This is a genomic window from Kitasatospora sp. NPDC058115 (assembly GCF_042884635.1).
In the GTDB taxonomy this organism is placed as follows: domain Bacteria; phylum Actinomycetota; class Actinomycetes; order Streptomycetales; family Streptomycetaceae; genus Kitasatospora.
The window spans coordinates 168,200-177,963 of sequence record NZ_JBHVTL010000018.1; the positions used below are offsets into that span (position 1 = coordinate 168,200).

Annotated in this window: 10 protein-coding genes; 5 read left to right on the forward strand and 5 right to left on the reverse strand. The window is 72.8% G+C overall.

Annotation, left to right across the window (positions count from 1 at the left end; genetic code table 11):
* Nucleotides 1-5: 5 nt before the first annotated feature.
* From ACFVVL_RS20550 to ACFVVL_RS20560, 3 genes are all read right to left on the reverse strand, one after another.
* Nucleotides 6-1,580, reverse strand: a complete 1,575-nt coding sequence (locus tag ACFVVL_RS20550) for a sulfatase (RefSeq protein ID WP_387677173.1) — start codon at nt 1,578-1,580, stop codon at nt 6-8.
* 125 nt (nt 1,581-1,705) lie between these two features.
* Nucleotides 1,706-2,272: a PadR family transcriptional regulator gene (locus ACFVVL_RS20555; RefSeq protein ID WP_387677176.1), complete on the reverse strand. Its 567-nt coding sequence runs from the start codon at nt 2,270-2,272 to the stop codon at nt 1,706-1,708.
* A 147-nt stretch (nt 2,273-2,419) separates the two neighbouring features.
* Nucleotides 2,420-3,262 (reverse strand): formylglycine-generating enzyme family protein, encoded by an 843-nt coding sequence (locus ACFVVL_RS20560; protein ID WP_387677201.1) that lies wholly within the window; start codon nt 3,260-3,262, stop codon nt 2,420-2,422.
* Nucleotides 3,263-3,754: 492 nt separating this feature from the next.
* On the opposite strand from ACFVVL_RS20560, the gene ACFVVL_RS20565 reads away from it, so the two are divergent.
* The gene (locus ACFVVL_RS20565; RefSeq protein ID WP_380291865.1) at nt 3,755-4,537 is read left to right on the forward strand and encodes a BTAD domain-containing putative transcriptional regulator; all 783 of its coding nucleotides are present in this window, start codon (nt 3,755-3,757) and stop codon (nt 4,535-4,537) included.
* Between the two features lie 80 nt (nt 4,538-4,617).
* Here ACFVVL_RS20565 and ACFVVL_RS20570 read toward each other — a convergent pair whose 3' ends face one another.
* Both ACFVVL_RS20570 and ACFVVL_RS20575 read right to left on the reverse strand, forming a co-directional pair.
* Nucleotides 4,618-5,169 carry a cysteine dioxygenase gene (locus ACFVVL_RS20570; RefSeq protein WP_380291867.1) on the reverse strand — a complete coding sequence of 184 codons (552 nt, stop codon included), beginning with the start codon at nt 5,167-5,169 and terminating at the stop codon, nt 4,618-4,620.
* 66 nt (nt 5,170-5,235) lie between these two features.
* Nucleotides 5,236-6,198, reverse strand: coding sequence for a TauD/TfdA family dioxygenase (locus ACFVVL_RS20575; protein WP_387677179.1), 963 nt, complete (start codon nt 6,196-6,198; stop codon nt 5,236-5,238).
* A 312-nt stretch (nt 6,199-6,510) separates the two neighbouring features.
* Here ACFVVL_RS20575 and ACFVVL_RS20580 point away from each other — a divergent pair, with 312 nt between their 5' ends.
* The 4 genes from ACFVVL_RS20580 (at nt 6,511) to ACFVVL_RS20595 (ending at nt 9,689) form a co-directional block, all read left to right on the forward strand.
* Nucleotides 6,511-7,821, forward strand: a complete 1,311-nt coding sequence (locus ACFVVL_RS20580; RefSeq protein ID WP_387677181.1) for a sensor histidine kinase — start codon at nt 6,511-6,513, stop codon at nt 7,819-7,821.
* Nucleotides 7,809-8,450, forward strand: coding sequence for a response regulator (locus ACFVVL_RS20585; protein ID WP_387677184.1), 642 nt, complete (start codon nt 7,809-7,811; stop codon nt 8,448-8,450). The genes ACFVVL_RS20580 and ACFVVL_RS20585 overlap by 13 nt, the downstream gene beginning before the upstream one ends.
* Before the next feature lie 10 nt (nt 8,451-8,460).
* Nucleotides 8,461-9,237, forward strand: coding sequence for a DUF4097 family beta strand repeat-containing protein (locus ACFVVL_RS20590; RefSeq protein ID WP_387677187.1), 777 nt, complete (start codon nt 8,461-8,463; stop codon nt 9,235-9,237).
* Between the two features lie 233 nt (nt 9,238-9,470).
* A complete protein-coding gene (locus ACFVVL_RS20595; RefSeq protein WP_380291877.1) occupies nt 9,471-9,689 on the forward strand; it encodes an MbtH family protein in 219 nt (72 codons plus the stop codon).
* The last annotated feature ends 75 nt before the right edge of the window (nt 9,690-9,764 follow it).

Below are 9,764 nucleotides of genomic sequence, written 5' to 3' on the forward strand. Positions count from 1 at the left end.
GCGGATCAGTCGGACCGGACGGAGCGCTCGTCACGGGTCTGCATCAGGGCCGCCCAGCGGGCCGCGAGTTCGGCGGTGCGCGGTCGGTCGGGGGCGTGCCAGGAGACCGGCACGTTCAGGGAGGTGAGGCGGGCTTCGAGGTCCTCGGCGAGGTGCTCGCGGCCGGTGTCCCGCAGGTGCCGGGCGTAGCGGGCGGGGTCGTTGTAGTACGTCGGGCCGGTCTGGAGGGTGGCCTGCATCGGGTCGGGCAGGCAGCCGGGGCGGCCGGCGTGCTCGTTCCACCACTCGGCGAGGTGGGAGCGCATGACGGCGGCGAGTTCGGGTTCCTCGTCGAGCAGGTCGCGGGTGAGGTACGGGTCCTCGGTGACGTGGAAGAGCTGCTCCCACTCGGCCCGGAAGGCCCCGGGGTGGTAGGTGCGGATGTAGAGGTGGTCGCGGGTGCGCACGGCGCGCTGGTAGGTGTGGGCGCCGTGGCCGAGGACCAGGTAGGGGCGGGACTCGATGGTCTCGCCGCGCACCGCGGGGGCGAAGGAGGTGCCCTGCCAGCCGGCCGGCACGGGTATGCCGAGCAGGTCGCAGAGGGTGGGGGCGAGGTCGATGTTGTAGAGCAGTGCGTCGTTGCGCCGCGCCTCGGCGGGCAGCCGGTCGGTGACGCCGGGCCAGTGGACGATCAGCGGCACCCGGTGGGTGGGTTCGTTGGCGAGGCCGTGCTCCGCGTAGGAGCCCTGCTCGCCGAAGGACTCGCCGTGGTCGGCGCTGACGATCACCGCGGTCTCCTCGGCGATCCCCAACTCCTCCAGGGTCGCCATGAGTTGGCCGAAGTAGTGGTCCCAGTAGTGGACCGCCCCGTCGTAGCCGTTGATCAGGTGCTCGAAGTCGGCGCGGGAGCGGACGGCGTCGGGCATGTTGTGCGGGACCGGGGAGGTGCCGTCGCCGGTCAGCGAGTAGTGCAGGTCGAGGGCGCTGCGCGGGCCGTAGATCTCGGCGTGGGCGGCGATGGTCTCCTCGTCGGGCCACTCCTGCACCGGGCCGGAGGCGGCCATCTTCTCGGTCCACTCGGCGGGCTGGGTGTAGTTGGTGTGCGGGTCCCAGTAGGTGAGGTGCAGGTACCAGTTCTCGTCGTCGGCGTGCCGGCGGATCCAGTCGACGGCGGCGCGGTTGACGTCCTGGGCCTCCTCGTCGCCGAGGCGGGCGGTGGCGCGGATGGACTCGCGGAAGTTGGCGTGGAAGAAGTAGGCGCGGTGGCGCTCGGCGAACACCGAGACGGCGGCGGTGTAGTGGCCGGCGAAGCCGAGGAGCTGGCCGAGCAGGGGGCGGTCGGGCTCGGGGCCGTGTCCGGAGTCGAGCCGGAACTGGGCGGCGGGCCCGAAGTGTCCGATCACGCCGTTGGTGATGCCGAACTGACCGCTCGTCAGTGCGGTGCGCGAGGGCAGGCAGGGCGAGTCGGAGCAGTAGTAGCGCTCGAAGGTGACCGATTTGTCGGCGAGGGCCTGGAGGTTGGGGGTGGTGGGGCGGTGGTAGCCGTAGGGGGTGGTGTGGTCGGCGCGGAGGGTGTCCACGTCGACGTAGATGATGCGCATGAGGGTCTCCGGGGGAGGGGGAGCGGGGCAGGTGCGCACGCCGGTGCGGCCCGGCGGCAGGGGGACGCCGGGCGACCGGTGATCAGGGGGTGGGGCGGCGCCGCGGGGGCGCGGCGGGCCGTGGTTCAGCGGCCGAGCCGCGTCTCCAGGCGGGCCTTGGTGAGCTGGAGCCAGGCGATGTACGAGGCGCCGTAGGCGTAGCCGTACTCATGGGCCATGGTGTGGATCTCGGTGGCCCAGTCGGCGTCGAGTTCGGGGAGCTGCGGGTCGTAGGAGCCGGGGAGCGGCAGGGCGCGCGGCTCCGCGTGCTGCTGGAGCCGGAGCTCCAGCTCGGTGGTGACGACCTCCAGGGCGATCGCCGGGTCGAGCTGTCCGGCGAAGACGAAGCGCAGGGTGAAGTCGGGGTCCCTGGCGCGCGAGGAGGGCACATAGGGGGACCTCGCCCACTCCAGGAGCGCCGTGCGGCCGTCCTCGGTCAGCCGGTACACCTTGGCGTCCGGCCGGCCCTCGCGCGGATCGACCTCGAAGTCCACCCAGCCGCGCTCCACGAGCTTGGCCAGCCGGCGGTAGATGTGCGGGAGTTGGACTCCGTACCCGATGTAGCGGCCCGGCCCGTCCATCCAGCGGCGCAGGTCGTAGCCGGACAGCCGGCGCAGCGCCAGCCCCCCGAGAATCACATAGTCGAGCTGCATCGGCGGCACCTATGTTCTGAGGAACTTATGACCCACAGATTCATCCACCGGTAGGCGGATGTCAAGGCTCCGGTTGCGACCCGTTGCGACCCGTTGCGCGCCGTCCGCGCGCGACGCACCCGCCGCGCGCGACGCACCCGCCGCGCGCTACGCGTCCGCCGCGCAGCGGAAGCCCGCGTGGCCGCTGGAGCTGTCCGGGCTGTTGGCGGTGCGGGCGGCCACCCGGTAGCGGTTGCAGTAGGAGCGGTGGCACATGTGGGAGCCGCCCCGGATGACCTTGTCGGTGCCGGTGGCGGGGCCGGCGGGGTCGACGAGCGGACGGGCCGCCGGGTGGTCGGTGGTCCACCAGTCGGCGCACCACTCCCAGACGTTGCCGGACACGTTGTGGAGCCCGAAGCCGTTGGGCTCGAAGGCGTCGACGGGGGCGGTGCCGCGGAAGCCGTCGGCGGCGGTGTTGCGCGCCGGGAAGGTGCCGCGCCAGATGTTGCAGCGGTACTCCCCCGCCGGGTCCAGCTCGTCGCCCCACGGGTAGCGCGCCTGCTCCAGCCCGCCGCGGGCCGCGTACTCCCACTCCGCCTCGGTGGGCAGCCGCTTGCCGGCCCAGGCCGCGTACGCCGCCGCGTCGTTCCAGGACACGTGCACCACCGGGTGGTCGCCGCGCCCGTCGACGTCGCTGCCCGGCCCCTCGGGCCGGTTCCAGGCGGCGCCCTGCACCCCGCACCACCAGGGCGTGCGCTCCGGGCGGGGGGCGCCGCGGCGCAGCGCGGCGGGCAGGAAGGAGGCGAACACGTAGGACCAGCCGATGCGCTCCGCCTCGGTGCGGTACCCGGTGTCGGCGACGAACCGCGCGAACCGGTCGTTGCTCACCGCGCGGGTGTCGATCCGGAACGGCCTCAGCCGCACCGGGCGCACCGGGCCCTCCCCGTCGCCGGGGAACCCCTCGGCGTCCTCGGTGCCCATCAGGAACTCGCCGCCGGGCAGCAGCACCATGCCCTCGTCGCCCCGGCCGGCGCTGCGGCCGGCGTTCCGGCCGGCGTTCCGGCCGGCGCTCCGGTCACCGACGGGCAGCAGCAGCGGCGTCGCGCCGCCGCCTCCCCCGGAGGGCATGCAGCAGCGGGCGGGCGCGGCGGGTTCGGGGCGGTCGGTCATGCGCGGGTCCTTCCGTACCGGCCGGGCCCTGGTTCCCCGGCACTTATGGACCAACGTACATAGGTCCGCCGGCCCGGCCAAGGGAGGGGCGGCCCCGGCGGAGGTCGCGGCCCCGCGCCGGGCACCCCCGGGAATTCCCGTGAAATACTCGTGAATGAATCCGGGAAATCCCGCGCAACAAAGTTGAAATAGAAAAAATATAGAGCTCCGGCCGAGAGTGATAAGCCTACGACGGATCGGCCCGTTTGCCGGGCCGGACCCCGTCGCAGCAGGCCCCGGGACCAGGTGTGGACGGTCCCGGCGGTGGCAGATCATTTTCTCAGGGGGACGGAAATGGAGTTCTCGATCCTCGGCCCGGTCCTGGTCCGTTCGGGCGGCCAGGACCACGCGCCGAGCGGGGCCAAGCAGAAGACCATCCTGGCCGGGCTCCTCATGGCGAACGAGAAGCTCGTCTCGGACGAGAAGCTGAGCACCTGGCTGTGGGGGCCCCGGCCACCGGTCACGCATTCCGCGCAGATCTACACGCACGTGTCGCGGCTGCGCAAGCACGTCGGGGCGGACGCCGAGATCGTCCGCCAGTCGTCCGGCTACCTGCTGCGCCTCGGGTCCGCGCGCTTCGACCACAGGGAGTTCCGGCGGATGGCCGCCCAGGCCGACCGCGAGCTGCGGGCCGGTGACCACCGGCGGGCGGCGGCGCGGCTGCGGGCCGCGCTGCAGCTCTGGCGCGGGCCCGCGCTCGCCGACACCACGGACGTCCTGCGGGACGTCCACGGCCCGCAGTTGGAGGAGGAGCGGATCTCCGCGCTGGAGGCCCGGATCGACGCCGACCTGGCGATGGCGGACCACCGGGCGCTGGTGTCCGAGCTGGCCGGGCTGGTGATGATGTATCCGCTGCGGGAGCGGCTGCGGGCGCAGTTCATGATCGCGCTCTGTCTGGGCGACCGGCAGGGCGAGGCGCTGGGCGTCTTCTGGGAGGGCCGGCGCATCCTCGCGGAGGAACTGGGCATCGACCCGGGCCCGACCCTCTCCCGGGTGCACGAGGCGGTCCTGGCGGGCGACCGCGAATTCCCGCGGATGGCACGGGAGATCATGGCCGGAGCGGCTCTCGCGAGCTGATGCCCCGGCTCCCCCTCCCGTGCGGCACGGCCTCGGAGGCGCCTTTCCGACCGGCGCCTCCGGGGCCGTGGCGGGCGGTCCTAGGAACCCGCCGGCCGGTAGGTCCGGCGGATGCTGGAGCCCAGCAGGGAGACGTCGGCGCCGTACACGTGCAGGGAGATCGCCAGGCCCGGGCCGTCGTTGCGGACCACGTGGATGTCGTCCGGCGGAACGAGCCAGCAGACGCTGCCGGTCGGGTTGTGTTCCTCGCCGACGGCGCGGAGCGACCCCGGCGGGCCGTCCGCGTCCCGGGCGAAGACCACCTCGGTCTCCTCGCCCTCCAGCACGCCCACCACGCACCAGGAGATGTGGTCGTGGACGGGGGTGCGCTGGCCGGGCAGCCACACCAGGGCGACGACGGAGAACCCGCCGCCGTCGCCCACGTGCAGCACGTGCTGGGTGTAGCCGTCGGGCGAGCCGATCCGGTCGCACTCCCGGAGCAGTTCGCCCTCCGGGAGCGCCGCGCGCAGCAGCTCCGCCACCAGCGGTGCGGTCCGGTCGTCCGGCAGGCCCCGGTCGACGACCTCCTGGATCGATGTGACGAGCCGGCGCAGGCCGACGGGGATCTCAATCGTGTTCGATGGCAGCAGCATGGAGGGTCCACCTGAATGAGTACGAGGACGAGTCGAAGTGGTGCCCGGAACGCGGAACGGCCCGGGTCAGGCCGCGACCGGGGCGTGGTCGGTCATCGCCACCAGGACGCGGCGCCCGCCGGTGAACGGCCTGCGCCCGTGCCCGACGAGCACGTTGTCGATGACCATCAGGTCCCCGCGGCGCCAGTCCACGTCCACCGCGGCGCCCAGCCCCCGGTCACGGACCTGCCGGATGTACTCGGCGGGGATCGGCCGGCCGTCGGCGAAGGTCACCGACTGCGGCAGCTCGTCGGCCGGCAGCAGCTTCATCAGCTCGGCGGCCGTCTCGTCGCCCAGCCCCGCCGGGTGCCACTGGTCGGACTGGTTGAACCAGACCTCGACGCCCGTCACCGGGTGGCGCAGGGTGGACGGCCGCTCCTGGCTCACCCGCAGGTCGCCGCCGCGGCGCCACTCCCAGGTGGCCCCGGTGGCGGCGAGGAACTCGTCGACGACCTCGGTGCGGTCCGTCTCGAAGGTGTCCTGCCAGCTCTTGCCGAGGCCGACGCCGCCGTGCAGGTTCTGGGTGTAGCGGACGCCGCCCGCGTAGGCCTCGCGCACCTCGTCGTCGAGCGACTCCAGCCAGCGCGCGGCGTCCACCACGGGGGTCGCGCCGCCGGTCTCCGGGGCGGCCACGCAACAGAACATCAGCCGCGTCGGCCACCGGTGGGCGTAGGAGAGCTCGTTGTGCATCGAGATGGTCTGGTCGCTCGGGTACTCGGTCGAGGTGTAGAGGTTGCTGCCGACCTTGCTGCGCGGCGAGTTGCCGTGGACGTAGGCGAGCCGGCCGGGCACCAGGCGGTCCATGACCGGTCCGAGCTCGCCCTCGCCGACCCCGAACCCGCGGAACACCAGGGCCTTGTGCGCGGTGAGCAGTTCGTGGAGGTCACCGGCCTCCTCCAGGTACGCGGTGAGGCCCTCGGCGCTCGCCGCCGCCCGGGCGCTCTCCGGGCTGATCTCCAGCGGCTGCCACGGCTCGTTCTGATTGGTCACGTCGATCCCCTGCCTGATCGCCGACAATTCGGGTGCGTTTCAGGCGACATCCTGCGACCGGGTCCCATATTTCCTCGATATCGCACCGGATCCGGGGCGGGAGCGGCCACCGCGGCGGCCGGGACCCTGTACCTGGTACCACCCTCAAGACGGGTACCTCCGTACCTGACGGGACGGCCGCGATCGACGAGACTCGTCCGGGACGGAACGGACGGCGGACGGCGGACGGGGAACGCCGGGCCCACGGGGCCCGGGAGCCCGGCGACGGCGGACGAGGACGAGCACAGAGGAGACGGGTACGCAGTGGATGCCATGGAACAACGGGGGGTGCGCCGGGTCGCGGACAGCCTTCCGGGCGTGCTGTCCGCGCCCTGGTCGGCGAGGACGTGGCGGCTCGTCCTGCACGTGCTGCTGGGCCTGCCGGTCGGGCTGCTGACCTGCGCGGTGCTGCTGGTCCTCGGCGGGCTCACCGCCGGGCTGGCGGTGACCTGGGTGTTCGCGCTGCCGCTGCTCGCCGCCCTGTTCTGGTGCTCGCACCGGCTCGTCGCCCTCCAGCGGGCCAGGTTCGCCGCCCTGCTCGGCGTCGAACTGGTGCTGGAGAAGCCGGCCGCGCCGCCCGCCGAGGGCGGCTGGGTGCGGCGGGTGCTGGCCGAGGCCCGTTCGTCGACCACCTGGCGCTGGCTCGGCTACCACGCGCTGGCGGGTGCGGGGGGCGTGCTCGGCGCCGCCCTGCTGCTCGGCCTGTGGGCGGCCGGCCTGGCGATGGCCACCGTCCACCTGGGCACCACGGGGCTCGGCCGCGCCCTGCCGTACACGATGGGCCTGCACCAGGTCCTGCTGGTGGTGCTCACCGTCGCCGGGATCGCCGTGCTGCAGCTGTCGCTGAGCGTGGCGCGCGGCGTGGCACAGCTGGACCTCGCGCTCGCCCGGCAGCTGCTCGGGCCGAGCCAGCGCGACCGGGCGAACCAGCTGTCGGAGCGGGTGGTCACCCTGACCGAGGCCCGGGCCAAGGTGGTCGAGGCGGCCGACTCGGAGCGCCGCCGTCTCGAACGCGACCTCCACGACGGGGTCCAGCAGCAGTTGGTTTCCCTGTCGATGAACCTGGGGATCACCCGCAGGAAGATCAAGGACATGCCGGAGCCGGCGCGGGAGGCACTCGCGCAGGCGCACGAGCAGACCAAGCAGACCCTGTCCGACCTGCGGCAGCTGGTCCGCGGGCTGCACCCGGCCGTCCTCGACGACCTCGGCCTCGACGCGGCCCTGTCCGGCATCGCGGCGCGCTCCCCCGTGCCGGCGCGACTGCGGGTGGACCTGCGGCAGCGGCCGTCGGGGACGATCGAGGCGGCGGCGTACTTCGTGGTCTCCGAGGCGCTGGCCAATGTCGCCAAGCACTCCGGGGCGAGCGAGGTGGCCGTCAGCGTCGAGCAGATCGAGGACCCTGCGCGGGGTGAGATCATCAAGGTGACAGTCACGGACAACGGGTGTGGGGGCGCAAGTGAGAAGGCGGGCAGCGGACTTCGCGGCCTCGTGCAGCGGGTCGGCGGAGTGGACGGAACCCTGCACATCGACAGCCCGGTCGGCGGGCCGACCGTGATCACCGCGGAGCTGCCATGCGGATCGTGATCGCCGAGGACGCGGTGCTGCTGCGGGTGGGCATCGTGCGGCTGCTCGAAGCCGAGGGGTACGAGGTCGTCGCCGCCGTCGGCGACGCCGAGGCCCTGCTCGCCGCCGTCGAGGAGCACCGGCCCGCGCTGGCCCTGACGGACGTGCGGATGCCCCCGGGCTTCCGGGACGAGGGCCTGCAGGCCGCGTTGAAGATCCGGGAGCGGTTCCCGGAGGTCGCGGTGCTGGTGCTCTCCCAGTACGTCGAGGAGCGGTACGCCGTCAGGCTGCTGTCCGGCCGGACCAGGGCGCTGGGCTACCTGCTGAAGGACCGGGTGGCCGATGTGGACGAGTTCCTGGACGCCGTCCGGCGGGTGGCCGAGGGCGGGACCGTCCTCGACCCCGAGGTGGTCTCCCAGTTGCTGGTCCGCCAGCAGGGCGACCCCCTGGAGCGCATCACCGCGCGTGAGCGCGATGTGCTCGTCCTGATGGCGCAGGGCCGGTCCAACGCCGGGATCGCCGCCGCCCTGGTGGTGAGCGAGAGCGCCGTGGCGAAGCACATCAACGGGATCTTCAGCAAGCTGGACATCCCGCCGGCCGACTACGACCACCGCCGGGTCCTGGCCGTCCTGAAGTTCCTGAACGGATAAGAGGGGAAGCATGTCGCCACAGAACAAGCCGATGGGGTTGCTCGGGGCCGCCCGGAAAGCGGGCGTGACCGGCACCGCCGTGATCGTCGCCGGCGCCGCCCTGGCCGGATGTTCGGGCCTTGCGTCGACGCAGACCGAGACCCAGCAGGTCTCCTTCGACCACCAGATCGAGCGCATCGAGTTCCACCTGGACAGCGGGGGCATCACCCTGACGCCGGGTGACCAGGGCCGGGTCGGCATCGACCGGAAGCTGACCTGGACCGAGGACCGCCCCTCCTTCACCGAGGAGTGGCAGGGCAACGTCCTGAAGATCACCAGCACCTGCGACGGCCGGCACTGCTCGGCCGACTACACCGTGCGGGTGCCCGCCGCCGTGGCGGTCAAGGCGTTCACGGAGGCCGGCACCATCAACGCCCAGGCCATCCAGGGCGATCAGGAGCTGCAGACCGGGGCCGGGGACATCAAGGTGTCCGACGCCGCGGGCCGGCTCTCCGCGACCACCAAGGCGGGCAACATCACCGCCGGCGGCCTCAGCTCCGGGGTCGCCTCGGCCGACACCCAGTCGGGCAACCTGAACCTGGGGTTCGCCAAGGCGCCGTCCCAGGTGACCGCCCGCTCGCAGGCGGGCAACGTCAAGGTGACGGTGCCGCGCGACGGGCAGCCGTACAAGGTGGAGGCCGACACCAAGGCCGGCCGGAAGGACGTCGACGTCGCCCAGGCCCCGGCCGGGCCCGGCACGATCACCGTGCACTCCGACGCCGGTGACGTCAGCGTCCACTCCGCCTGACCGCAGGACCGAAGAACAGCACGTCGGACAGTACGCGAGGCCCCGGTGCGGGGCGGCCCACGAGGCCGCCCCGCACCGGGGCCTCGTCGCGTCCGCACTGTATAGCTGCCCGATAGAACAGATATAGCCCACCCGCACAGACTTCCCGGAGTACGGCGCAGGACGTCATGGCGTCGCGCCGACGTGCCCAGCGGATTCCACGCCGGTACGGACCCGAATCGCGAGGAGTGGCAATGTCTGAGAACACGTCCAACCAGGACATCTTCTGTGTGGTCCTCAATGACGAGGAGCAGTATTCGATCTGGTCCGCGGACCGCGCCCTGCCGGCCGGCTGGCGGGCCGAGGGCACCGAGGGAACCCGCGAGGAGTGCCTCACCCGCATCTCCGAGGTGTGGACCGACATGCGCCCGCTGAGCCTGCGCGAGCGCATGGCCGGGGAGCTCGCCCGCTAGGGAAGTCCCGCCCGATCCCCCCCCTGGAGCTGCCGGGACAATCCCGGCCGCTCCGTCCAGCCATGCCGTTTCGGC

Coding starts and splice junctions, on each gene's coding strand:
- ACFVVL_RS20550 (WP_387677173.1), bottom strand. CDS start 1,580: ATGCGCATCATCTACGTCGACGTGGACACCCTCCGCGCCGACCACACC.
- ACFVVL_RS20555 (WP_387677176.1), bottom strand. CDS start 2,272: ATGCAGCTCGACTATGTGATTCTCGGGGGGCTGGCGCTGCGCCGGCTG.
- ACFVVL_RS20560 (WP_387677201.1), bottom strand. CDS start 3,262: ATGGTGCTGCTGCCCGGCGGCGAGTTCCTGATGGGCACCGAGGACGCC.
- ACFVVL_RS20565 (WP_380291865.1), top strand. CDS start 3,755: ATGGAGTTCTCGATCCTCGGCCCGGTCCTGGTCCGTTCGGGCGGCCAG.
- ACFVVL_RS20570 (WP_380291867.1), bottom strand. CDS start 5,169: ATGCTGCTGCCATCGAACACGATTGAGATCCCCGTCGGCCTGCGCCGG.
- ACFVVL_RS20580 (WP_387677181.1), top strand. CDS start 6,511: ATGGAACAACGGGGGGTGCGCCGGGTCGCGGACAGCCTTCCGGGCGTG.
- ACFVVL_RS20585 (WP_387677184.1), top strand. CDS start 7,809: ATGCGGATCGTGATCGCCGAGGACGCGGTGCTGCTGCGGGTGGGCATC.
- ACFVVL_RS20590 (WP_387677187.1), top strand. CDS start 8,461: ATGTCGCCACAGAACAAGCCGATGGGGTTGCTCGGGGCCGCCCGGAAA.
- ACFVVL_RS20595 (WP_380291877.1), top strand. CDS start 9,471: ATGTCTGAGAACACGTCCAACCAGGACATCTTCTGTGTGGTCCTCAAT.